The organism is Nocardioides sp. Kera G14, from assembly GCF_020715565.1.
Lineage (GTDB): Bacteria > Actinomycetota > Actinomycetes > Propionibacteriales > Nocardioidaceae > Nocardioides.
Map to the genome: position 1 here is coordinate 2327100 of NZ_CP085839.1, position 22701 is coordinate 2349800.

The following is a 22701-nucleotide window of genomic DNA, read 5'->3' on the forward strand; positions in this document are numbered from 1 at the left end:
TGGACATCGCACCTAGACTGCGCGCGTGAAGCTCGTCGTGCAGATCCCATGCCTCAACGAGGAGGAGACCCTCCCTCTCGTGCTCGACTCGATCCCGATCGAGATCCCGGGGATCGACGAGATCGTTGTGCTGGTCGTCGACGACGGCTCGACCGACCGGACGGTCGAGGTCGCGCGCGCGCACGGCGTCACGGAGTTCGTCCACCACACCCGCAACCAAGGCCTCGGGCGCTCCTTCCACGACGGCGTCATCCGCGCCCTGGAGCTGGGTGCCGACATCCTGGTCAACACCGATGGCGACAACCAGTACCCCCAGAACCGCATCGGCGACCTCGTGCAGCCGATCGTGCAAAGCCAGGCGGACCTCGTGATCGGCGACCGGCAGGTGCACACCATCGAGCATTTCTCCCCACTCAAGAAGCGACTGCAGAAGTTCGGCTCCGGTGTCGTCAACAGGGCCGCGGGGACGAAGCTGCCGGACGCGGCGAGTGGGTTCCGCGCCTACTCCCGCGAGAGCCTGATACTGCTCAACACAGTGACGCGGTTCAGCTACTGCATGGAGACGATCATCCAGGCGGGCAACAAGAACCTGAAGATCGCCAGTATCCCGGTCCTCACGAACCCGAAGACGCGCGAGTCTCGTCTCTTCAAGTCGATGCCCGAGCACATGGCGAAGTCCGGTGCGGCGATCATCCGGTCGTTCATGATGTATAAGCCTTACGTCATCTTCGCGTGGCTGACCGCCATCTTCGGGGTCATCGGCCTGGTTCCGTTCGTCCGCTATGCAGCCCTGTGGGCGTTCGACAACGAGAGCGGCCACCTCCAGTCCCTCCTCGCTGGCTCCCTGTTCCTCCTCGTCGCGTTCATGAGCCTGATGCTGGGCGTCATCTCGGATTTGATCCGGACCAACCGGGTCCTGATCGAGGACAACCTGGAGCACACGAAGCGGATCCGCTTCGGCCTCTCCCCCGCCGAGCTGCTCAACCCGCAGCGGACCGTGTCGGCTTCCCACGAGTGGTCACACCTCTGACCAGAGCGCTGTCCGGCGGAGCACTCCGTTGGGCGATCGCCCTGGTGGTGCTGGCCTTCTGCGGCTGGCTCATCTGGCGTCACACCGATGACCTGGGTGGCGCGATCCGCTCGGTGTCATGGTGGCGCTTCGCATTGAGCGGCCTGCTCGCCGTCATCGGGACGGTCCTGATCGAGCGGACGTGGGCGGCGCTGCTGCACGGCTTCGGCGTCCGGCCCCCCACCCGCGAGACCGCGTCGATGTTCTACGTCAGCCAGCTCGGGAAGTACGTCCCGGGGTCGGTCTGGCCCGTGCTCGCGCAGATGCAGTTCGGGGCGCGATGGGGCATCTCCCGCAGCGTCATGTTCGCCGCGAACCTGCTTCTGCTCGGCATCGTCACCGGCTCCGGCATCATCGTCGGCGCCCTCCTCCTGCCCTGGACCAGCGCCGACGGCCTGGCCCACTACTGGTGGCTGCTGCTCCTGCTGCCGCCATTGGCCGTTGCCCTACACCCGCGCACCATCCCGGCACTCCTCAATCGTGGGCTGCGGAAGCTGGGCCGTGAGCCGCTCCCCGGCCCGCCGTCGTACGTCGCCCTTCTCGGCTCTGCGGGCTGGATGACGCTCGGGTGGCTGGTCCTCGGACTGCACGTGGCAGTCCTCCTCTCCGCGTTCGGCGCCGTGACGCCCGCACGGATTGCGGCCTCGATCGGATCGATCGCCCTCGGTTGGGCGGCCGGAATCGCCTTCATCCCGGCGCCTGCGGGCGCCGGCATCCGCGACGGCATCATCACGCTCACGCTGACGCCGCTCATCGGCGCGACGGAAGCCGTGACAGTCGCCTTGGCCTCCCGTGGACTGCTCCTCCTGGCCGATGTGGTCCTGGCCGCGATCAGCGCCGTGTCAGCACGCTCGTCTGATCGGGATAGGGCAACGTCGGAGTGAGACCGCGGAAACGCTCCTCCCGCAACCCCGAGGCTGCGATGGCCCGGCGGTAGCGCGTGCGACGGCTGTTGTCGAAGACGATCAGTCCCCCATCGGCCAGCCGAACGGCGGAGTGGGCGAGGCAGGCCTCGCGCGCCCGGCCGTCGATCACGATCAGGTCGAACTCGCCCGGCACCTCATCGATCGAGGCGACGTAGTCGGCGAAGTCCTGGCCGGCGTGACCCTCCTTCTCGGAACCGACAACGGGCTTGTCCGACGCGACCGGCTCGACGATCCGCAGCGTCACGTTTCCCAGCGAGGAGACCTCGGCGGTCATCATCTCCCCGAAGCCGCGGTGATGCTCAACACTATGAATCTGGTCGGCTCGACGTGAGAGCCAGATCGTCGAGGCGCCTGAGCCGTACTCGAACACCCGAATCGGGCGCTTGCGAGCAGCAAGCCAGCCGTCGACGGACTGGATGGCGTCGTAGGTCCACCACGGCACATCGAGCTTTGCCATGGCGACCGAGTCATAGACCTTGGTGAGGCTGTGGCGCCAATGCGCCCAACGGTCGGAGATCGGCGGCACGGTCTCGGCGGCGACGCCCGTCTTCACCATGCCCCGGCCGATGGCCTTCATCGAGTGTGCATAGGCCTGCTTCGCCAGGGACAGCGGCGAGTGACCGGAGGTTGACATCGGATCCCCTAGGGAGTTCGGCGAGCAGCGTGCAGAGACTAGCCTCAGTCGAACCGCGCCCGGATGCGTTCGGCGACGAAGTCGGGAACGAAGGCTGAAATGTCGCCGCCGAAGGCAGCGACCTCCTTGATCAGCGAGGACGAGACGAACGCGTTCGCGACGGCGCCCGGCAGGAAGACGGTCTCGACCCCGGTGAGGTGGGCGTTCATCTGCGCCATGGGGAGCTCATACTCGTAGTCGGTCGCGCCGCGCAGGCCCTTCACGATCGCGACGGCCCCGATCTCGCGGCAGAAGTCGACGATCAGGCCCTCGAACCCGGCGACGCTGACGTTGGGGAACGGTGCCACCGCCTGCCGGAGGATCTCGAGCCGCTCCTCGGGTGCGAACATCCGCGACTTCGAGACGTTGGTGCCGGTGGCGACGACGACCTCGTCGAAGAGGCCCGCCGCGCGCTCGATGATGTCGAGGTGGCCGTTGGTGACCGGGTCGAAGGAGCCGGGGCAGACGGCGCGCCTTGTCATGGCCTGAACCCTAATCGGGTCAGTCCGCCTCCGGCGCCGTGGCGTACCAGAGCGTGGTCTCGCCGTACTTCTTCTGCCGCCACGACTCGAAGCCGTCGGGCCAGGTGGGCTCCGCGCTGCGCTTGGCGCGCTCGACGATGACGAGCCCGCCGCGCACGACCCAGCCGTGCTGCACGAGCAGCGCCAGGTCCGCCTCCACCTCAGCGTCGGTCAGCGGATACGGCGGGTCGGAGAAGACGATGTCGTACGGCGCCTGGGGCGGCGTCCAGAGCGCGTGGGCCACCGACGTGGCGACGACGTTGGCCTTCACGAAGCCGATCTCGCGGGCGTTGTCGGCGATCAGCGCCGCGGTGCGACGGTCGGACTCGACGAGCGTCACCACGCCCGCACCTCGGGACCAGGCCTCGAGGCCGACTGCGCCGGAGCCGGCGTACAGGTCGAGGAACCGGAGGCCCTGCAGCGATCCGCACCACGACTCGATGGCGGAGAAGAGTGCCTCACGCACCCGGTCGCTGGTGGGTCGGGTCGCCGACCCGTTCGGCGTCCTCAGCCGCCGCCCCCCGGCGGCGCCTCCGATGATGCGCGTCATGAACGCTCCAGATAGTCCGCCTCGGCGGACCGCTCGATCTCCCCCACCGCCCGAGCCAGCAGCGGAACCTCCTGCAGCTCGGGATCATCGTCGAGGAGCGAGGCGGCAGCCGCACGGGCCTCGACGATGGTCCGCTCGTCGCGGAGTACACGAAGATTCTGCAGGCTCGACCTGCCACCGGACTGACTGGCCCCCAGGATGTTGCCCTCGCGACGCAGCTCGAGGTCGATCCGGCTGAGCTCGAAACCGTCGGTCGTCGAGGCCACGGCTTCGAGCCGCTCGCGACCCGGAGCCTCGGCGTCGCCGTGGGTGACGAGGAGGCAGAGCCCCGGCAGCCCGCCTCGGCCGACCCGGCCACGCAACTGGTGGAGCTGCGAGACGCCGAACCGCTCGGCGTCGAGGATCACCATCGCCGTCGCGTTGTGTACGTCGACACCCACCTCGATCACGGTGGTGGAGACGAGCACGTCGATCTCACCGGCCGCGAAGGCGCGCATCGTCCGCTCCTTGACGTCGGCCGGGAGCTGGCCGTGGAGCGGTGCGATCCGCAGGCCCTTGAGCGGGCCGTCGGTCAGGCGGGCCAGCACCTCCTCGACCGCCTCGAGCGGTCGTGCCGGAAGGACGGGGTTGCCGTCCTCGTCGATGTCGACGGCCTCCATCCACATCTGCTCCGGGGTGGTGCCGTTGATCCGCGGCGCGACGACGTAGGCCTGGTGGCCCTTGGTCACCTCCTCGCGGACGCGCTCCCAGATCCGTCCCTCCCACGTGGGGTGCTCCGCCAGTGGCACGAGGGTGGTCTGGATCGGCGCCCTTCCTGCCGGAAGGCCTGCGAGCGTGGAGACCTCGAGGTCCCCGAAGACCGTCATCGCGACGGTGCGCGGGATGGGGGTGGCGGTCATGACGAGCGTGTGCGGCATCGCCATCGCCTGGTCGGCCAGCGCGGCGCGCTGCTCCACCCCGAAGCGGTGCTGCTCGTCGACGACCACGAGGCCGAGGTCGAAGAACTCCACCGTGTCCTGGAGCAGCGCGTGCGTGCCGATCACGATGCCGGCCTCGCCGGTGACGATCCGGCTCAACACGGGCGTGCGCTGGGACTTGGTCATCGAGCCGGTCAGGAGCTCGACGCTTGCGCCGGCGCCGAAGAGGCCGCCGCCCATCAGGTCGCCGAGCATCGCGCTGATCGAGCGGTAGTGCTGCTGCGCCAGGACCTCCGTCGGAGCGAGCAGCACCGCCTGTCCGCCGGAGTCGACCACGCGCAGCATCGCGCGCAGGGCGACGAGGGTCTTGCCGGAGCCGACCTCACCCTGGAGCAGCCGGCTCATCGGGTGCGGCCGCGCGAGGTCCCGCTCGATCTCCTCCCCGACCTCCCGCTGTCCTTCGGTCAGGGTGAAGGGCAGAGAGGCGTCGAAGCGTTCCACCAGGTCGCCTCCGCCGATCCGTGGCTTCGCCGCCTGGTCCCGTAACAGCGCACGGCGGCGCTGCAGGACGACCTGCAGGAGGAGTGCCTCCTCGAAGCGGAAGCGGCGCTCGGCCGCCTCGACCTGGGACATCTCGTCGGGCCGGTGGATCCAGTCGTAGGCCTGGCGCAGTCCGATGACGTCGTACGACTCCCGGAGCTGGGCGGGGAGGAGGTCCGGCGGGTCCTCGACGGTGTCGAGGGCGAAGCCCTGCAGCCGCAGGACGTCGATCGCCTCCACGCCGGCGGTGAGCGGATAGAGCGGGAAGAGCGGCCGTTCGCTGATCGCGGCCAGGCCCGCCTCGGAGTCGTCGCCCCCGCCCGTCGTCGAGCCGCCGAAGAGGATGATCTGCGGCGCGGTCAGCTGTGGCCGGTCGCGGAAGAAGCCGACCTTGCCGAGGAAGATCCCGCGCGTGCCGACGGCGAGGCGCCGGGCCTGCCACTCGGCGACGTGCTTCTTCTTGGCGAAGAAGGTCATCGACAGCCGAGTGCTCTCTGTCCGCAGCGTCACCTCGACGCGATAGGCGGGCCGCCCTGTGCGCCGGTCGGTGTAGGTCTGGGTGGTGGTCGATGTGGTCTCCCCCACCGCCGCGATGAGGTCGCCCTCGCGAAGTTCGTCGAGCCGGGTCAGGGAGCCGGTCGGCAGGTAGCGCCGAGGGAAGAGGCCGAGCAGGTCTCCGACCGTGCGGAGGCCTTTCGCCTTGGCGAGCTTCTCGCCCTTGGCGTTGCCGCCCAGCACCGCGGCGATCGGCGAGTCGAGCGTGATCACGAGCGCCTCACTCGACCCCGATGAGCAGCGGGTACCGCGCCTGTCCCCCGACGAGAACGCTCACGTCCACGGTCGGGTGGTGCGTCTCGAGCCAGGACGCCGTGGCGGTGGCGAGCTGGGCGTCTGTCTTGTCCGCGCCCGCGACCAGCGTGACGAGCTCGCCCCCGGCGCCGAGCAGGCGGTGCAGCACCTTGGTCGCCACCTCGTCGAGCCGCTCGCCGATGACCGTGAAGTCACCGTCGATCGCACCGAGGGCGTCACCCTTTTCGCAGGTGCCGCCCGACGTGATCGCACGCTTCGCCGCGATGGTGACGGCGCCGTGCCGCGTGTGGCTGGCCGCCGCCGTCATCTCGAGGACGTCCCGGTCGAAGGCACGCTCGGGGTCGTGCACGGCGAGGGCGGCCAGCCCCTGCACCTGCGCGTGGCTGGGAATGACCTCGACCCGGATGCCGTGGTCGGCATCGGCGGTCGCCGCCGCGATCTGGGCGACCCGCAGGCTGTCCCCGTCGTTCGGCAGTACGACGACCTCGGCCGCTCCGGTCCGCTCGATCGCCTTGAGCAGCTGGCCGACCGACGGCCGCCTGGCGATGGTGCTCCGCACGACGTGCGCACCGGCGTCGCGGAAGAGCCGGTCCAGCCCCTTGCCGGCCGCCACCGCGATGACCGCACGCCCGCTCCGCTTCTGCCGCGGCGTCTCGCGGTGCTGGTCGGCGGCGAAGTGGGTGACCCGGATCCGGTGGGGGCGACCGGCGTCGATGCCGGCCTCGATCGCGGCGCCGACGTCGTCGACGTGGACATGGACGTTCCAGAGGCCCTCACGACCAGTGAGGACGAGGGAGTCCCCCAGCGGCGCGAGCCGATGGCGCAGCGTGGCGACGTCGAGCTCGTCGGCCTCGAGGAGGTACATCACCTCGTACGCGGGCCCGTCGGGTGTGAGGTCGTCGCCCGGCACTCGACGGGGCTTGCGCTGGCGCTTCTTCTTCTCCTGCTTCCGCTCCGGCTTGGTCCCGGGTGAGGCGGCGGAGCGACGGATGGTGCCGGTCAGGGCGGCCTCGGCCGCCTCGAGGATCAGGACGAGGCCCCGGCCGCCGGCGTCGACGACACCGGCGTCCTTGAGGCGGGGCAGCAGTTCGGGCGTCTCGGCGAGGGCGACCCGGGCGGCCTCGGCGGAGGCGGCGAGCACCGCCTCGACCGAGTCGGTCTCCTTCGCCTCGCGCACGGCCGCGTCGCTCGCGGCCCGGCAGACGGTCAGGATCGTGCCCTCGACGGGAGTGCCGACGGCGGCGTACGACGCGTCGGCGGCGGCCACGAAGGCGGCCGCGACGCAGTCGGACAGCGGCTCGTCGTCGCCCTGGTCGGCGAGCCGGACGATCAGGGCGCCGAGCATCTCGGCGAGGATCACGCCCGAGTTGCCACGTGCACCGAGCAGCGCGCCGCGGCAGAAGGCGTCGAGCGCTCCGGGGTCGTGACCACCTTCCTCGTCGGGGGCCGCGGCGCGCAGGGCGTCGCGCGCGGCCGACATCGTGAGCAGCATGTTGGTGCCGGTGTCCCCGTCGGGCACGGGGAAGACGTTGAGTGCGTCGATCTCCTCCCGGGCCGCCGTCAGCGATTCGGTCGCCAGGTCCGCGAAGCGGATGATGGTGGCGAGGCTGACGGTCTGCACCGGCACCACATTAGTCAGGCCCGGCGACGATTTCCGCGTGGCCGTTTCCCTGCGTTAGTCTCTTCCGGTTGTCAGGCATCGCCGCTTACCCGGCCGCCGGACACATCCCAGACCTAGAAGATCAACCCCAGGAGTTCACGGTGGCTGCCGTCTGCGACATCTGCGCCAAGAAGCCGGGCTTCGGCAACAACCGGCCGTGGTCCCGCAAGATCACGAAGCGACGCTTCGACCCGAACATTCAGCGCGTCCGCGCCGTCATCAACGGCACGCCCAAGCGCCTCAACGTCTGCACCGGCTGCCTCAAGGCCGGCAAGGTCGCCGGCCGCTGACCGACATCCGGGTTCACGCCCGGTGAGATCCGGGTTCTGGCCCGTCGAGATCCGTAGAAACGGCACCGCTGAGGCGGTGCCGTTTCTGCATTTCCCGGATCTCGAGGGGCGACAAGCCTGATCTCGCGGGACCGAAACCCGGATGTCGGGCTAGAAGTGGGTCCAGCCCGTCGGGCCGTCCCAGGCCCGGCCGTCGACGGTGACGCCGCTGCCCTCCGACACCGTGCCGATCGCCCGCCAGCCCTCGGGCAGTGGCACCCACTGCGGGAAGGTGGCGAGCAGGGCGTGGTCGTCGCCACCGGTGAGGGCGAAGGTCTGCGGGTCGACGTTGAGCGCCATGCCGACGGCCTGGAATGCCTCGGGCACCTCGAGGGCCCCGGTGTCGACGTTCACCGCGACACCGGACGCGGAGGCCAGATGCCCCGCCTCGGCCAGCAGGCCGTCGGAGATGTCGATCATCGAGGTCGCACCGGCCGCGGCGGCGACCGGCCCGGCGGCGTACGGCGGCTCGGGGCGCTGGTAGGCGGCGACGACGGCGCGAGGTGAACGGAAGCCGCGACCGAGCACGGCGAGCCCCGCGGCAGCCCAGCCCTGACGCCCGGCGAGGGCCAGCACATCACCGGCCTTCGCGCCCGAGCGGAGCACGGGCGCCTGGGTGACCGAGCCCATCACGGTCACGGCGATGACGATCTCGGCGGCCCGCGTGACGTCGCCGCCGACGACGGAGGCGCCCACGAGCGCACACTCCTCGGCGAAGCCGTCGGCGAACTCCAGCACCCACGCCTCGGGCAGGTCCGCGGGCGCGGCGAGACCGACGGTGAGCGAGTGCGCGGTGCCGCCCATGGCGTTCAGGTCGGAGAGGTTCTGCGCGGCGGCACGGTGGCCGATGTCGGCCGCACTCCCCCAGTCACGCCGGAAGTGGCGGCCCTCGACCATCAGGTCCGTCGAGACGATCACGTGCCCGTTGCGGATCCGCAGCAGGGCCGCGTCGTCACCCGGCCCGACCATCACGTGCTCCCCCTGCGGGAAGCGTGCGACGAGGTCGCCGATCAGCCCGAACTCGCCGACCTCGGCCAGCGTGCGTCCACCGTCACGTCCACCAGAAGCCGTTGCCACGGGGGCCATCCCATCACGGTGCGATAGGTTGCTGCGGCAATGCCCCACCGCCACACCCCATCAGTTGCAGGGAGACGCACATGGTCGTGCAGGCCTACATCCTCATCCAGACCGACGTCGGCAAGTCCGAGGCCGTCACGACGGCAGCGTCCGCGATGAAGGGCGTCACGCTCGCCGAGGGCGTCACCGGACCGTACGACGTCATCGTCCGTGCCGAGGCGCGCAACATCGACGAGCTGGGCAAGATGGTCGTCGCCAAGGTCCAGTCCATCGAGGGCATCACCCGCACGCTGACCTGCCCCGTGGTCCACATCTGACATGACGGCCGTGTCGTCTGAAAGCGTGCCAGGACCCGTCGCCGTCATCGCAGGCGGCCTCTCCCACGAGCGTGACGTCTCGCTCGCCAGTGGCCGCAACATCGTCCGTGAGCTGCGCGCCGCGGGCATCGAAGTGACGTCGTACGACTTCGACCGCAACCTGCTGCACCACCTCGAGCGGGACAAGGTCGTCGCGGCCGTCCCCACGCTGCACGGGCAGTTCGGCGAGGACGGCGAGATCCAGACCCTGCTCGAGCTGATCGGCCTGCCGTACGTCGGCTCCGAGTCCCGCGCCTGCCGCGTGGCCTACGACAAGGGCTCGTCGCGTGAGCTCCTCCACCGCGCCGGCATCCCCGTGCCGGACTCGGTCGGCCTCTCGGCCCAGACCTTCCGCGACATCGGCGCCGTGGCGCTGATGGAGCACGTGATGGACCGGCTCGGCACTCGCGTCGTGGTCAAGCCCACCCGCGGTGGCTCAGCCCTGGGCGTCACCGGCGTCGACGGCCTCACCGAGCTGCCGTCGGCCCTCGTCGGCACCTACGCCTACTACGACGAGGCGCTGATCGAGCGCTTCTACCCGGGCGTCAACGTCTCCGTCGTCGTCCGCGAGACCGCCGAGGGCCTGCAGCCGCTGCCGGCGATCGAGATCGACTTCGTGAAGGGTCACGAGTTCGACTTCTCCGCCCGCTACACCGCCGAGTACGTCGGCCTGCGGAAGCTCGACGTCGACCCGGACGTGCTCGACGCGATCGGGCAGACCGCCGTGGCGGTCCACGAGATCCTCGGCCTGCGCGACCTCTCCCGGACCGACTTCATCGTCGAGCCCGACGGCTCGTTCGTCGTCCTCGAGGCCGCCATCACGCCCGGCGCCACCGAGACGTCCGTCATGCCCTTCGCCTGTACCGAGGCCGGCACGACGCTCGGCGCCGAACTGAGTGCGCTGATCGACCGCGCCCTCGCCCGCTGAGAGGGCCGGCTGTCAGCGCAGGCCGCGGGGGCGCTCGAGGGCGAGCGCGATCAGCTCGTCGATGAGCTCGGCATAGCTGAGACCACTGGCCTCCCACATCTTCGGGTACATCGATATCGGGGTGAAGCCCGGCATGGTGTTGATCTCGTTGATCGTCACGTCACCTTCCTCGGTCACGAAGACGTCGACGCGCGAAAGGCCCTCGGCACCGATCGCCTCGAAGGCCGCGACGGCCACCTCCTGAACTCGTGAGGCCACCTCGGCGGGCAGGTTGGCAGGTGCCTCGGTCCGGGCCTCGGTGGCGGAGACGTACTTCGCCTCGAAGTCGTAGAAGTCGGCCTGGTCGTGGTCGACGACGATCTCGCCGGGCACCGACGCGCGCGGGGCCGATCCGCCGCGGCCGCCGAGCACGGCGCATTCGATCTCGCGACCCTCGAGTCCCTGCTCGATGAGCACCTTCGGATCGTGGCGTTGGGCCTCCTCGACGGCGGACTCGAGGTCGTCGTACGAGTCGACGCGGGTGACTCCGAGGGAGGAGCCGGCGCGGGCGGGCTTCACGAAGAGCGGCAGTGACAGCTCCCGCGCGGCAGCCAGGACGTCGGCACGCGACTCGGCCCACTCCCGCGGCCGCACCGTGAGGAACGGCCCGACCGGCAGGCCGCGGCCGGCGAAGACGAGCTTCATGAACTCCTTGTCCATGCCGACCGCCGAGGCGAGCACGCCCGCGCCCACGTAGGGAACGTCGGCCAGCTCGAGGAGCCCCTGGATGGTGCCGTCCTCACCGAAGGGCCCGTGCAGGACGGGAAAGACGACGTCGACGGAGCCGAGCTCGACAGGCACCTGCCCGGGCTCGAGGACCTGGAGGCTCGAGGCGCCGCCCGAGCCGGCGAACACGACCTCGGCACCCGACGCCGAAGTCACCTCGGGGAGCGTGCCGCCGGTGAGCGCGGCAGCGGCGAGGTTGTCGGTGCCGACGACCCACTGCCCGGTCCTCGTGATGCCGATCGGTACGACGTCGTACCTCTCCGGGTCCATCGCACCCATCACGCCGGCGGCGGTGACGATCGAGACCGGGTGCTCGCCGGAGCGGCCTCCGAAGAGCAGCGCGACACGGATCTTCGGGGTCACCTCAGGCACCGCTCCACCCTAGGACAGGGCGGCGGCGACCTCGTCGAGGCGCGCCCCGCGCGAGGCCTTGACCAGCACCACGTCGCCAGGCTGCAACTGGGCCTTCAGCCACGCGATGGCCTCGGCGTTGTCCGCCGCGGTGATCGCGAACGACGTCCCACCGACGGCGCCCTCGGCGATCTCGCTCGCGCCTTCACCGATCACGAGGACGAGGTCGGCCCGCCCGACGGCGTACTCCCCGATCCCGCGGTGTGCCTCCTGCGACGACTCCCCGAGCTCAAGCATCGGCCCGAGCACGGCGATCCGACGGCCGCCGTCGGTGGGCTCGATCGACACCAGTGCGTCGAGGGCGGCCCGCATCGAGTCAGGGTTCGCGTTGTAGGAGTCGTTGAGCAGCGTGATGCCGCGGCCGAGCTCGTGGAGCTCCATCCGCCACTTCGACAGCGCCGCATGGCTCAGCGCCTCGGCCGACGCCTGCAGGGGTACGCCGACGGCGAGCCCCGCGGCAGCCGCAGCCGCCGCGTTGAAGGCCTGATGGGCTCCCACGACCGGGAGTGACACGTCGACGCGCTCGCCGCGCGCGTGCAGCTGGAAGGTCGGGCGCCCGAGGCGGTCGAGCTGCAGCGCCTCGACGCGGACGTCGGCGTGCTCGGCCGTGCCGAAGGTCAGGACGGGGCCGTCGGTGTGGGCACGCATCGCGATGACGCGCGGGTCGTCGGCGTTGAGCACTGCCGTGCCGCCGGGCACCAGTCCTTGCACAAGCTCACTCTTCGCCCGCACGATCGCCTCGCGAGAGCCGAACTCACCGAGATGCGCCTCGCCGACGTTGAGGACGATCGCCACGTCGAGCGGGGCGATCGCGGTGAGGTCGGCGATGTGGCCGATACCCCGCGCGCCCATCTCGAGGGCGAGGAAGCGGGTACTCGCGTCGGCCCGCAGGATGGTCAGCGGCACGCCGAGCTCGTTGTTGAAGGAGCCGAGCGTGGCGATCGTCGCGCCGCCCTGGGTCAGTACACCGCTGAGCAGGTCCTTGGTGGAGGTCTTCCCCTGTGAGCCGGTCAGGCCCAGCACCGTCAGGTCACCGGTCGCCCGCAGCTCGCGGAGGACATGGGCGGCCAGTGCCTGGAGGGCCACCTGGACGTCGTCCACGACGACGGTGGGCAGGGAGGTCGGCCGGCTTCCGATTACGGCGACAGCGCCCGCTGCAGCGGCCTGATCGGCGTACTCGTGCCCGTCGACGTACTCCCCGGCGAAGGCGACGAAGAGGCCGCCGGGCTCGGCCTGCCGGCCGTCGAGCACGGCTGGTGCCGTGATCTCGACCGGCCCCTCAGCCCCGTGGACCTTTCCTCCGACGATGGTGGCGAGGTCCTCGAGATGGAGCGGGATCATGGGGACGTAGCCTAGTCCGCATGGCCGAGTCACCCGAGTCACCCGAGACACACGCGCTCAAGCCGGAGACCATCGCCGTGCAGGCGGGCCGCCCCGTGCACGAGCCCGACCAGCCGCTCAACGTGCCGATCTCCATGGCCTCGACGTACGTCGGTGGGGGCGACAAGGAGTACGGCCGCTACACGAACGACGCCTGGGTGGCCTTCGAGTCGGCGCTCGGCGCGCTCGAGCACGGCGAGGCGCTCACCTTCTCCAGCGGGCAGGCCGCGACCGCCACGATCCTGGACCTCGTCAACGACTCCACCGTCGTGTGTGGTCAGGCCTATCTCGGTACGACGGGACAGCTGGCCGACCTCGAGGCGCGTGGCCGTCTGCGGACGAAGCTCGTGGACATCAGCGACACGGAGTCCGTGATCGCCGCGCTGGACGACGACACGGCGATCCTCTGGATCGAGTCCCCGACCAACCCCGAGATGCAGCTCGCCGACCTGCCTGCCCTGATCGCCGCCGCGCACGAGCGCGACATCCGCGTGGTCGTCGACAACACGCTCGCGACGCCGATCCTCCAGCAGCCGCTGCTCCTCGGCGCCGACATCGTCCTGCACTCGGTCACGAAGTACCTGGCGGGCCACTCCGACGTGAACCTCGGTGCGCTGGTCGTCCGAGATCCCGACCTCTTCAGCGTCCTCAAGGGGCGCCGCGACCTGATCGGCGCCATCCCCGGGCCGTTCGAGGTCTGGCTCGCGCTGCGGGGGCTGCGGACCCTGCCGTTGCGGGTCCGCGCGGCTTCGGCGAACGCCGCCGAGCTCGCTCGCCGTCTCGAGGAGCACCCGGCGATCGACGAGGTCCGCTATCCGGGTACCGGAGCGATGCTGGCCGTCGTACTCCCGACGGCCGAGGCCGCCGAACTGCTCACCCACTCCACGACGCTGTGGGTGCACGCCACCTCACTCGGCGGCGTGGAGTCGACCTTCGAGCGCCGCCGTCGATGGAAGGGCGAATCGACCGACGTCCCCGAGGGCCTCGTCCGACTCAGCGTCGGCATCGAGGACGTCGACGACCTGTGGATGGACCTCCAGCAGGCGTTGAGCTCAGTCGGTCTGCCGCGCTGACGCGCGGCACGCTCCCTCGCTCGGCACAAGCGGACGAGCAAGCTCGCCGCTTGGCCTCACTCAGTCGGTCTCTGACTTCGTCGGGCGCTCGAGCATCGCGTCCATCAGCGCGGCGGGCGTCACTCGGCCGGCGATGACGTCGTCGACGGCGGCGACGAGCGGGTGGTCGATGCCGGCCTTCGCGGCGAGGGCACGCAGTGAGGCGCAGGACTTCGCGCCCTCGGCCACCTGACGGGTCTGGGCGACGACGTCCTCGACACTCATGCCCTGGCCGAGCTTCTCGCCGAAGGTGCGGTTCCGCGAGAGCGGCGAGGAGCAGGTGGCGACGAGGTCGCCGAGGCCCGCGAGGCCCATGAAGGTCATCGGGTTCGCGCCGAGCTGCATGCCGAGGCGTGCGGTCTCGGCGAGGCCGCGGGTGATGACCGTGGCGGTGGTGTTGTCACCGAAGCCGAGCCCGACAGCCATGCCGGTGGCGATCGCCACGACGTTCTTGTAGGCGCCGCCGATCTCGCAGCCGACCACGTCGGCCGACGTGTAGGGCCGGAACGCCGGGCTGTGGACGCGGGCCTGAAGTGCCTTGGCCACGTCCTCGTCCGCGCACGCGACCGTCGAGGCGGCCGGCTCGCGTGCAGCGATCGGCTTGGCCAGGTTGGGCCCGCTGATGACCGCGATGCGCTCGGGCGCGGCACTGGTGAGCTCGGCGATGACCTCGCTCATCCGGTCGAGAGTGCCGAGCTCCACGCCCTTCATCAGCGAGACGAAGATCTGCTGGTCGTCGAAGAGCGGCGCCCACTCGGTGAGGTTGTCCCGCAGCGACTGGCTCGGCACGGCCAGCACGACGACGTCGGCTCCCTCGAGGGCCCGGGCGGGGTCGTGGGTGGCGGTGATGGTCGAGGGAAGCTCGAGGTCGGGGAGGTAGTCGGCGTTGGTGTGGGTCGCGTTGATCGAGGCCGCGAGCTCCTCACGCCGGGCCCACATCGTGACGTCGTTGCCCGCATCGGCGAGGACGATCGAGAAGGCGGTCCCCCAGGAGCCGGCGCCGAAGACCGCGACCCGGCCGGGTGCGGTGCTGATCACCGGGGCCCCCGTGCGAAGCGGAGCGGAGCGAGCATTCGCATGGGGTGGTTCACGCGAGCTTCTTCTTGTGCGGGTTACCGGTCCGGCCCACCCCGGCGGTCTTCGGGTCGAAGAGCGTCGCCGGCGGCTCCTCACCGCGCAGGTCGGCGACGAGGCGGACGATGGCCTGCATGATCCGCTGGGTCGCGGTGTCGAGCAGCTCGCGGGTCTGCGGCCGGCCCTGGAGGTCGGAGAGATCGACCGGGTCGCCGACCTTCATCTTGATGGTCTTGCGCGGGACCGGCGCGAACTTCTTCTCGTAGCCGTTGAGCAGGAACTGCGCGCCCCACTGGCCGACGGGGATGACCGGCGCCCCGGTCTCCAGAGCGATCCGCGCCGCACCGCTCTTGCCCACCATGGGCCAACCGTCCGGGTCCTTGGTGATCGAGCCCTCGACGTACACGACGATCAGGTGGCCGTCATTCACCGCCTTGATGGCCTCCTGCAGGGCACCGAGGCCACCTGCGGCGCGCTCGACCGGGATCTGGCCGGCCGAGCGGAGGAACCTCCCGAACTGCTTGTTCTTGAAGAGCGTCGACTTGGCGAGGTAGTGCGACTGGCGACCCCAGTCCCACGTCAGGCGGGCCGCCGAGAGCGGGTCGATGTGGGAGACGTGGTTGAGGGCCAGGATCACGCCGCCCGTGGCCGGGATCTTGTGCCCGTCGATCCATTCCGGCCGCGTCGTCGCCTTGAGGAATCCCATGATGATCGGCTCGACAGCACGGTACGTCGGTCCGATCGGCTGCTGCGGTTTCCGGAACTTACCCACGATCGGTCAGGCTACAGGCTGTGCCCTCCCACGTCGTGCTCCTCCCGGTGAAGCCGCCAGCCCGCGGCAAGTCGCGTCTCGTCGGCGTCAGCGACGCCGTCCGACGGAGCCTCGCGGAGGCGTTCGCGCTCGACACCGCAGCCGCCTGCCTGGCGGCTCCGTCGGTGGGCGCCGTACTCGCCGTGACCGACGACGCGGACTTCTCCCGCCAGCTCATCGCCCTGGGCTGCGCCGCGATCCCCGACGGTGTCAGCGACGACCTCAACGGCTCGCTCGTCCAGGCAGCTGCGGAAGCCGCCCGACGCTGGCCGGACCTCATTCCTGCAGCGCTGTGCGGTGACCTTCCGGCGCTCTCCCCCACCGATCTCGATGCCGCCCTCACAATGGCGATCCCCCTCGTGGAGCAGGGCATCCCGGCGTACGTCGCCGACGCGGTCGGCCTCGGGACGACTCTCTTCACTGCGCCCCGTGAGCGGTTCGCTCCGCGCTTCGGTCTCAACTCGCGGATGCTGCACGACGAGATCGGCGCGGTCCCGATCGAGGGAGAGCTCGCGACGCTTCGCCGCGACGTCGACGATCTCGACGACCTGGAGGCCGCAGCCCAACTGGGGCTGGGGATCCGCACGTCCGCGGTGCTCCGGGAGATGAATCGGGAAACGCAGAACGGGCCATCCCCGCAGGGATGACCCGTTCTGTGGGGTGCTGAGAGGTCAGGCCTTCTTCGCGGCCGTCTTCTTGGCGGGAGCCTTCTTCGCCGGAGCCTTCTTCGCAGCCGCCGTCGTCTTGGCCGGTGCAGCCTTCTTGGCCGGTGCAGCCTTCTTGGCGGGAGCCGCGGTCTTCTTGACCGGAGCGGCCTTCTTGGCCGGAGCCGCGGTCTTCTTGACCGGGGCAGCCTTCTTGGCCGGAGCCGCAGTCTTCTTGACCGGAGCAGCCTTCTTCACGGCCGCGGTGGTCTTCTTGACGACGGCCTTCTTCGCGGGAGCAGCAGCCTTCTTGACCGGAGCGGCCTTGGTGGCCACGGCCTTCTTGGCCGGAGCGGCGGCCTTCTTGACCGGAGTGGCAGCAGCCTTGACGGTCTTGGGGATCGTCAGCTTCGGAAGCTTCTTGGCACCGGAGACGACGTTCTTCAGGTCGGCGCCGGCACTGAACTTCGGAACCGCGGTCTTCTTGGCCTTGATGCGGGCGCCGGTCTGCGGGTTGCGCACCCAGCGGGCGTCGCGGACGCGCTTCTCGAACGAGCCGAAGCCCGTGATGGCAACCTTCTCGCCATCAGCAACGGCGCGGGTGATGGTGTCGAGCACCGACTCCAGCGCGTGCGAGGCGGCCTTCTTGTTTCCGTCGAAGCGCGCGGAGAGCGCCTCAACAAGCTCAGACTTGTTCACGATCGACCTTTCAGTTCAACCCTCGCGCCGAGCCTCAATGCCCGACGTGTTGGAAGAGACGCTAATGAGCGTTGGGGAAAATGCCACTGATCTTCGGCGTGTTTACCCGCGAAAATCCTTGTGATGAGCCAAAAAGGCCGGTTTTGAAGGGATTTCCCCTCGCAACCGGCCTTCTTGGTGACGATTCTCAGATCACAACGTCGCGGGCTTCCAGCTCGGCCGCGTCGCCTCATAGGCCGCGATGTCGGCCTCGTGGGAGAGCGTGATGCCGATGTCATCGAGCCCGTTCAGCAGGCGCCACTTGGTGTAGGCGTCGATGTCGAAGCTGTCCTGGACCTCGCCGTCGGGCGTCGAGACTGTCTGGCTCTCGAGGTCCACGGAGATCTGACCACCGGGATTGTCGTCGAGGTAGTCCCAGAGCTTCTGCACGACCTTCTCGTCGACCTGCGCGGCGACAAGGCCCGCCTTTCCTGAGTTTCCTCGGAAGATGTCGGCGAAGCGCGAGGAGATGACGACCTTGAACCCATAGTTCTGCAGGGCCCAGACCGCATGCTCGCGCGACGAACCGGTGCCGAAGTCAGGGCCGGCGACGAGGACGGTCCCTGCCTTGTAGGGCTCCTGGTTGAGGACGAACTCGGGATCGTTGCGCCAGGCGGCGAAGAGGCCGTCCTCGAAGCCGGATCGCGTGACCCGCTTGAGATACACGGCCGGGATGATCTGGTCGGTGTCGACGTTGCTGCGCTTGAGCGGGACGCCGACGCCGGTGTGCGAGGTGAACTTGTCCATCGGTCAGACTCCAGCGGTCTCGAGGTCGGCGGGCGAGGAGAGCGTGCCGCGCACGGCGGTCGCTGCAGCGACGGGCACGGAGACGAGGTGCGTGCGACCGCCCTTGCCCTGGCGGCCCTCGAAGTTGCGGTTCGACGTCGACGCGCTGCGCTCGCCCGGGGCGAGGGTGTCGGGGTTCATGCCGAGACACATGGAGCAACCGGCGCCACGCCACTCGGCTCCGGCCTCGATGAAGACCTTGTCGAGCCCCTCCTCGATCGCCTGGTTCCGCACCCGCACCGAGCCGGGAACGACCAGCAGGCGCGTGCCCTCAGCGACCGTGTGGCCCTTGATGGTGTCGGCCGCGAGACGCAGGTCCTCGATCCGGCCGTTGGTGCAGGAGCCGATGAAGACGGTGTCGATGTGGACGTCGCGCAGGGGCGTGCCGGCCTCAAGACCCATGTAGGCAAGGGCCTTCTCGGCCGCGACCTTGTCCTGCTCCTCCTCGAAGTCGTCGGGACCGGGGATGCTCGCACCCAGCGGTGCGCCCTGGCCGGGGTTGGTGCCCCAAGTGACGAACGGCGTGATGTCGGCCGCGTCGAGGACGATCTCCTTGTCGAAGACGGCGTCCTCGTCGGTGACGAGCGTCTTCCAGTGCTCGACGGCTGCATCCCAGTCCGCACCCTTCGGCGCCTCGGGCTTGCCCTCGATGTAGTCGAACGTCGTCTGGTCGGGAGCGATGAGACCAGCTTTGGCACCCCACTCGATGCTCATGTTGCAGATCGTCATGCGGCCCTCCATCGAGAGCTCACGGATCGCCTGGCCGCGGTACTCCACGATGTAGCCCTGACCACCGCCGGTGCCGGTCTTCGTGATCAGCGTGAGGATGAGGTCCTTGGCCGTCGTACCGGCGGGAAGGGAGCCGTTGACGGTGACCGCCATCGTCTTCGGCTTCGACTGCGGAAGCGTCTGGGTCGCGAGGACGTGCTCGACCTCGGAGGTGCCGATGCCGAAGGCGATCGCGCCGAAGGCACCGTGCGTGGAGGTGTGGGAGTCACCGCAGACGATCGTCATGCCGGGCTGGGTCAGGCCGAGCTGCGGACCGACGACGTGCACGATGCCCTGCTCGATGTCGCCGAGCGGGTGCAGGCGTACGCCGAACTCGGCGGCGTTCTTCCGCAGGGTCTCGACCTGCGTGCGCGACACCGGGTCGGCGATGGGCTTCTCCCAATCAACGGTCGGGACGTTGTGGTCCTCGGTCGCGAGGGTGAGGTCCGGCCGGCGCACCTGGCGGCCGGCGAGGCGCAGGCCGTCGAACGCCTGTGGGCTGGTCACCTCGTGAATGAGGTGGAGGTCGATGAAGAGGAGGTCCGGTTCGCCGTCGGTGGATCGCACGACGTGCTCGTCCCAGACCTTCTCACTGAGCGTCTTTCCCATGTCACCGGACTCTACTCTTGATTCCGCGGACTGAGACAATTAGTCTCGCACTATGGACAGCAATGGATCAGGCAGCGGCGTCGGCGTCCTCGACAAGGCGGCCGCGGTACTCACCGCACTCGAGTCAGGCCCGGCGACCCTGGCCGCCCTCGTGACGGCGACCGGCCTGGCCCGTCCCACTGCCCATCGTCTCGCAGTTGCGCTGGAGCACCACCGTCTCGTGGCCCGCGATCTTCAGGGCCGCTTCGTCCTCGGTCCGCGTCTGGCCGAGCTCTCCGCCGCCGCCGGCGAGGACCGCCTGCTCGCCACCGCCGGCCCGGTGCTCGCGCGACTGCGCGACATCACCGGCGAGTCGGCCCAGCTGTGGCGCCGGCAGGGCGACATGCGTATCTGCGTCGCCGCCGCCGAGCGCGCCTCCGGCCTGCGTGACACCGTCCCGGTCGGCTCGCAGCTCACCATGCGCGCGGGCTCCGCAGCTCAGGTCCTGCTGGCGTGGGAGGACCCGGAGCGCGTCCACCGCGGGTTGCAGAACGCGGCCTTCTCAGCCGCCGCCCTGTCGGGAATCCGCCGTCGTGGCTGGGCGCAGTCGGTCGGCGAGCGCGAGGCCGGCGTCGCGTCGGTGTCGGCGCCCGTCCGCTCCCCGGGCGGCAAGATCATCGCCGCCGTCTCCGTCTCCGGCCCCCTCGAGCGCCTCACCCGCCAGCCCGGCCGGATGCACGCCCCCGCCGTCATCGCCGCCGCCGAGCGGCTCTCCGAGTCCCTCCGCCGCGCCGCCGAATAGCCGAGATCCGGCTTCCTGCCCTCCGAGATCCGGTTTCCTGCCCGTCTCGGGTAGTCAGGAGAGTCGGCAGAGCGCGACCGCCGCCAGCATCAGCGGCGCGAGCGTCTCCGCGTCCTCGGTCTCGCCGCGGCCGATCATCGCGATCACCGCGGCCCACGGGACGGTGAGCATCCCTCCTCCGCCATTCCGCCGTCGTCGTCGTACGTCGCCGGGCTGAGGTCACGCGCGAGGAAGACGTGCCCGGGCGCATCGGCAACGCCGTCGAGCGAGTGGATCGGACCGAGCGACTCCCAGCTCGCCGCCCGAAGACCGGTCTCCTCACGCAGCTCCCGCTTCGCCGCCGTCGTCGCCGTCGGGCTTGGTGGTGTCGTCCTCACGCACCCGGATCCACTGGTTCTCGTAGACGGTGCGCGAGGAGCGGGTCTGCCAGGCCATGGGCCAAGGCTAGGGGTGCATCAGAACAGGGAGTTGGACTCGAGGGCCAGCAGCGCCTGCTTGCGCTCGAGCCCGCCGGCGTAGCCGGTCAGGGAACCGTCGGCACCGATGATGCGGTGACAGCCGATCACGATCGGGATCGGGTTGCGCCCGTTGGCCAGGCCCACCGCGCGCGAGGCTGCGGCAGTCATCCCGAGCCGGCGAGCGATGTCCGCGTAGGTCGCCGTCTGGCCGAAGCCGACCTCCAACAGGGCCTTCCAGACCCGCTGCTGGAACTCCGTGCCGACCGGCGCGAGGGGGAGGTCGAAGACCTCGAGCACGCCGTCGAAGTACGCCGTCAGCTGCCGCGTCGCCTCGAGCAGCACCGGATCGGCGTCGGCTCGCTCCCCCAGCGGACGGCCCGTGCCGACGACGTACGGCGGGAACTCGATCGCCGTGAGTGCGCCGGCCTGCGCGACTATCCGTAGCTCACCCACGGGTGAGTCGATCACTGTCCACATCAGGGGACCTCCACGTCCAAGCTGTGCCACAGGTGCATGAGTGCGTAGGAGCGCCACGGGCGCCAGGCCTCGGTGTCGACCGAGCCTCCCCGCGCGTCGAGCGCTCGCCGGACGCCGACGTCGGTGGGCAGGAAGACATCAGGGTCACCGAGCGCGCGCAGGGCGATGTAACCGGCACTCCACGGCCCGATTCCCGGCTGCGCCAGCAGCCGCGACCGTACGTCGCCACGGTCGGTGCCGCGGTCCAGCGCGAGGTCACCGTCGGCCAGCGCCGCGGCCAGTCCGGCGATCGCGCGACCACGGGCGCGAGGCATCGGAAGGGTCTCCGGATCGATCTCGGCCAGCGTCTCTGACTGCGGGAAGAGGTGAGTGAGTCCCGGCACGCCCGTGTCGAGCGGCTTGCCATGTTCCACCACGAGCCGCCCCAGGACGGTGCGGGCGCCGGCGACACTGACCTGCTGGCCGACGACCGCGCGGATGGCGAGTTCGGCGCCGTCGACATGGCCCGCGACCCGCAGCCCGGGCGTCGCGTGCACGAGAGCGCCGAGCAGCGGGTCGGAGCCGAGCTGCTCCGCCACCGCGAGGGGGTCGCAGTCGGCGTCGAGCATCCGCCGTGCGCGCTCCACCGCGGCGGCAGTGTCGCGCAGGTCGGTGAGCCGGAAGGTCGCGGGCACGAACGCTGTGTCCGCCGACTCGAGCACGTCAGTGAGTTCGAGCATCACCGTGCCTGGCCCGTGTGGGAGGTCGAGGGTCCGGGCGTACCAGCCGTCCGCGGCGACCTCGACTCCGGCGAGCGCATGGTCGGCGAGGAAGCGCAGCAGTGCACGGCCGGCGAACGGCGTGCGCACGGCAAGCCGCATCACCACGGTGCCGGGATGCGAGGCCGGCCCACCACGGTGGCCTCGGAGTTCGGTCGGTGTGGCGGCGTACACCTCGCGGACGGTGTCGTTGAACTGCCGCACGCTTGCGAAGCCTGCCGCGAAAGCGATCTCGGCGAAGCCCAGTCCGGTGGTCTCGATCAACACACGGGCCGTCTGCGCGCGGCGGGCGCGGGCCAGGGCGAGGGGCCCGGCCCCGAGCTCGGCCGCGAGGATCCGGCCGAGGTGGCGCGAGGTGTAACCGAGCCGCCCGGCCAGTCCGTCGACACCCTCACGGTCGACCACGCCGTCCGCGATGAGCCGCATCGCCCGTCCGGCCACGGTGCCCGCGACATCCCAGTCCGGACTTCCCGGCGTGGCGTCGGGCAGGCAGCGCTTGCACGCGCGATAGCCGGCGGCCTGGGCGCTGGCAGCGCTTGGGTGGAAGGTGACGTTCCGGAATGCAGGCGTGCGCGCCGGGCACGAGGGCCGGCAGTAGATCCCGGTGGTCCGTACGGCGGTGTAGAACCGGCCGTCGAAGCGACCGTCGCGGCTCCGCACGGCCTTGTAGCAGACCTGGGGATCGAGCGGCATGGCTCCATCCTGCTCCAGCACAGCACTCAGTACTGGCGGAAATCAGACACTGCGCGGAGCAGTACTTCTTCCGGGAGCCC

24 protein-coding genes are annotated in these 22701 nt (G+C 70.1%); 8 read left to right on the forward strand and 16 right to left on the reverse strand.

Features of this window, described 5'->3' with window-relative positions; all coding sequences use genetic code 11:
• Nucleotides 1-25 precede the first annotated feature (25 nt).
• On the forward strand, nucleotides 26-1030 hold the full coding sequence (locus tag LH076_RS11405) for a glycosyltransferase family 2 protein (protein ID WP_227780830.1): 1005 nt from the start codon (nucleotides 26-28) through the stop codon (nucleotides 1028-1030).
• The gene (locus tag LH076_RS11410; protein ID WP_227780831.1) at nucleotides 1015-1953 is read left to right on the forward strand and encodes a lysylphosphatidylglycerol synthase domain-containing protein; all 939 of its coding nucleotides are present in this window, start codon (nucleotides 1015-1017) and stop codon (nucleotides 1951-1953) included. Before LH076_RS11405 ends, LH076_RS11410 begins: the two co-directional genes overlap by 16 nt.
• Here the strand turns inward: LH076_RS11410 and LH076_RS11415 are convergent.
• Genes LH076_RS11415 through LH076_RS11435 form a run of 5 tightly spaced genes read right to left on the reverse strand, consistent with a single transcriptional unit; the run spans nucleotide 1901 to nucleotide 7627 of the window.
• The gene (locus LH076_RS11415) at nucleotides 1901-2629 is read right to left on the reverse strand and encodes a class I SAM-dependent methyltransferase (protein ID WP_227780832.1); all 729 of its coding nucleotides are present in this window, start codon (nucleotides 2627-2629) and stop codon (nucleotides 1901-1903) included. The genes LH076_RS11410 and LH076_RS11415 overlap by 53 nt on opposite strands.
• 44 nt (nucleotides 2630-2673) lie before the next feature.
• Nucleotides 2674-3150 (reverse strand): pantetheine-phosphate adenylyltransferase, encoded by a 477-nt coding sequence (coaD, locus tag LH076_RS11420; protein ID WP_227780834.1) that lies wholly within the window; start codon nucleotides 3148-3150, stop codon nucleotides 2674-2676.
• Nucleotides 3151-3169: 19 nt separating this feature from the next.
• A complete protein-coding gene (gene rsmD / locus LH076_RS11425) occupies nucleotides 3170-3739 on the reverse strand; it encodes a 16S rRNA (guanine(966)-N(2))-methyltransferase RsmD (protein WP_227780835.1) in 570 nt (189 codons plus the stop codon).
• Nucleotides 3736-5964: an ATP-dependent DNA helicase RecG gene (locus LH076_RS11430; RefSeq protein WP_227780836.1), complete on the reverse strand. Its 2229-nt coding sequence runs from the start codon at nucleotides 5962-5964 to the stop codon at nucleotides 3736-3738. The genes rsmD and LH076_RS11430 overlap by 4 nt, the downstream gene beginning before the upstream one ends.
• 7 nt (nucleotides 5965-5971) lie before the next feature.
• Nucleotides 5972-7627, reverse strand: a complete 1656-nt coding sequence (locus tag LH076_RS11435; RefSeq protein WP_227780837.1) for a DAK2 domain-containing protein — start codon at nucleotides 7625-7627, stop codon at nucleotides 5972-5974.
• Between the two features lie 140 nt (nucleotides 7628-7767).
• Here LH076_RS11435 and rpmB point away from each other — a divergent pair, with 140 nt between their 5' ends.
• The gene (rpmB, locus tag LH076_RS11440) at nucleotides 7768-7956 is read left to right on the forward strand and encodes a 50S ribosomal protein L28 (RefSeq protein WP_227780838.1); all 189 of its coding nucleotides are present in this window, start codon (nucleotides 7768-7770) and stop codon (nucleotides 7954-7956) included.
• 150 nt (nucleotides 7957-8106) lie between these two features.
• On the opposite strand, the gene LH076_RS11445 is transcribed toward rpmB, so the two are convergent.
• A complete protein-coding gene (locus LH076_RS11445) occupies nucleotides 8107-9081 on the reverse strand; it encodes a thiamine-phosphate kinase (protein WP_227780839.1) in 975 nt (324 codons plus the stop codon).
• Between the two features lie 71 nt (nucleotides 9082-9152).
• Between LH076_RS11445 and LH076_RS11450 the strand changes: the two genes are divergently transcribed.
• Together LH076_RS11450 and LH076_RS11455 are read left to right on the forward strand one after the other, a co-directional pair.
• Nucleotides 9153-9389 (forward strand): Lrp/AsnC family transcriptional regulator, encoded by a 237-nt coding sequence (locus LH076_RS11450; RefSeq protein ID WP_227780840.1) that lies wholly within the window; start codon nucleotides 9153-9155, stop codon nucleotides 9387-9389.
• Nucleotides 9390-9414: 25 nt separating this feature from the next.
• Entirely contained in the window at nucleotides 9415-10356 is a 942-nt protein-coding gene (locus LH076_RS11455; RefSeq protein ID WP_227780841.1) for a D-alanine--D-alanine ligase, read from the forward strand.
• A 12-nt stretch (nucleotides 10357-10368) separates the two neighbouring features.
• Here the strand turns inward: LH076_RS11455 and LH076_RS11460 are convergent, their stop codons facing one another.
• The gene (locus LH076_RS11460; RefSeq protein WP_321573743.1) at nucleotides 10369-11484 is read right to left on the reverse strand and encodes a D-alanine--D-alanine ligase family protein; all 1116 of its coding nucleotides are present in this window, start codon (nucleotides 11482-11484) and stop codon (nucleotides 10369-10371) included.
• Nucleotides 11485-11502: 18 nt separating this feature from the next.
• Nucleotides 11503-12873: a UDP-N-acetylmuramoyl-tripeptide--D-alanyl-D-alanine ligase gene (locus tag LH076_RS11465; RefSeq protein WP_227780843.1), complete on the reverse strand. Its 1371-nt coding sequence runs from the start codon at nucleotides 12871-12873 to the stop codon at nucleotides 11503-11505.
• 20 nt (nucleotides 12874-12893) lie between these two features.
• On the opposite strand from LH076_RS11465, the gene LH076_RS11470 reads away from it, so the two are divergent.
• Nucleotides 12894-13985: a trans-sulfuration enzyme family protein gene (locus tag LH076_RS11470; RefSeq protein ID WP_227780844.1), complete on the forward strand. Its 1092-nt coding sequence runs from the start codon at nucleotides 12894-12896 to the stop codon at nucleotides 13983-13985.
• A 60-nt stretch (nucleotides 13986-14045) separates the two neighbouring features.
• Here the strand turns inward: LH076_RS11470 and LH076_RS11475 are convergent, their stop codons facing one another.
• Nucleotides 14046-15062: an NAD(P)H-dependent glycerol-3-phosphate dehydrogenase gene (locus LH076_RS11475; RefSeq protein WP_415753126.1), complete on the reverse strand. Its 1017-nt coding sequence runs from the start codon at nucleotides 15060-15062 to the stop codon at nucleotides 14046-14048.
• Nucleotides 15063-15111: 49 nt separating this feature from the next.
• Nucleotides 15112-15870, reverse strand: coding sequence for a lysophospholipid acyltransferase family protein (locus tag LH076_RS11480; protein WP_227780845.1), 759 nt, complete (start codon nucleotides 15868-15870; stop codon nucleotides 15112-15114).
• A gap of 20 nt (nucleotides 15871-15890) precedes the next feature.
• Between LH076_RS11480 and LH076_RS11485 the strand changes: the two genes are divergently transcribed.
• Nucleotides 15891-16556, forward strand: coding sequence for a 2-phospho-L-lactate guanylyltransferase (locus LH076_RS11485; RefSeq protein ID WP_227780846.1), 666 nt, complete (start codon nucleotides 15891-15893; stop codon nucleotides 16554-16556).
• A gap of 24 nt (nucleotides 16557-16580) precedes the next feature.
• On the opposite strand, the gene LH076_RS11490 is transcribed toward LH076_RS11485, so the two are convergent.
• The 3 genes from LH076_RS11490 to leuC all read right to left on the reverse strand — a co-directional run bounded on the left by LH076_RS11490 (nucleotide 16581) and on the right by leuC (nucleotide 19454).
• Complete coding sequence (locus LH076_RS11490; protein WP_227780847.1) at nucleotides 16581-17252, reverse strand: HU family DNA-binding protein; 672 nt, start codon at nucleotides 17250-17252, stop codon at nucleotides 16581-16583.
• Between the two features lie 192 nt (nucleotides 17253-17444).
• The gene (leuD, locus tag LH076_RS11495) at nucleotides 17445-18038 is read right to left on the reverse strand and encodes a 3-isopropylmalate dehydratase small subunit (protein WP_227780848.1); all 594 of its coding nucleotides are present in this window, start codon (nucleotides 18036-18038) and stop codon (nucleotides 17445-17447) included.
• A gap of 3 nt (nucleotides 18039-18041) precedes the next feature.
• Nucleotides 18042-19454, reverse strand: coding sequence for a 3-isopropylmalate dehydratase large subunit (gene leuC / locus LH076_RS11500; RefSeq protein ID WP_227780849.1), 1413 nt, complete (start codon nucleotides 19452-19454; stop codon nucleotides 18042-18044).
• A 52-nt stretch (nucleotides 19455-19506) separates the two neighbouring features.
• Between leuC and LH076_RS11505 the strand changes: the two genes are divergently transcribed.
• Nucleotides 19507-20235, forward strand: coding sequence for an IclR family transcriptional regulator (locus LH076_RS11505; protein ID WP_227780850.1), 729 nt, complete (start codon nucleotides 19507-19509; stop codon nucleotides 20233-20235).
• A 143-nt stretch (nucleotides 20236-20378) separates the two neighbouring features.
• On the opposite strand, the gene LH076_RS11510 is transcribed toward LH076_RS11505, so the two are convergent.
• The 3 genes from LH076_RS11510 to LH076_RS11520 form a co-directional block, all read right to left on the reverse strand.
• Nucleotides 20379-20561: a hypothetical protein gene (locus LH076_RS11510; protein ID WP_227783637.1), complete on the reverse strand. Its 183-nt coding sequence runs from the start codon at nucleotides 20559-20561 to the stop codon at nucleotides 20379-20381.
• A 129-nt stretch (nucleotides 20562-20690) separates the two neighbouring features.
• The gene (locus LH076_RS11515) at nucleotides 20691-21170 is read right to left on the reverse strand and encodes a methylated-DNA--[protein]-cysteine S-methyltransferase (protein WP_227780851.1); all 480 of its coding nucleotides are present in this window, start codon (nucleotides 21168-21170) and stop codon (nucleotides 20691-20693) included.
• The gene (locus LH076_RS11520; RefSeq protein ID WP_227780852.1) at nucleotides 21170-22621 is read right to left on the reverse strand and encodes an AlkA N-terminal domain-containing protein; all 1452 of its coding nucleotides are present in this window, start codon (nucleotides 22619-22621) and stop codon (nucleotides 21170-21172) included. Before LH076_RS11520 ends, LH076_RS11515 begins: the two co-directional genes overlap by 1 nt.
• Nucleotides 22622-22701: the final 80 nt, after the last annotated feature.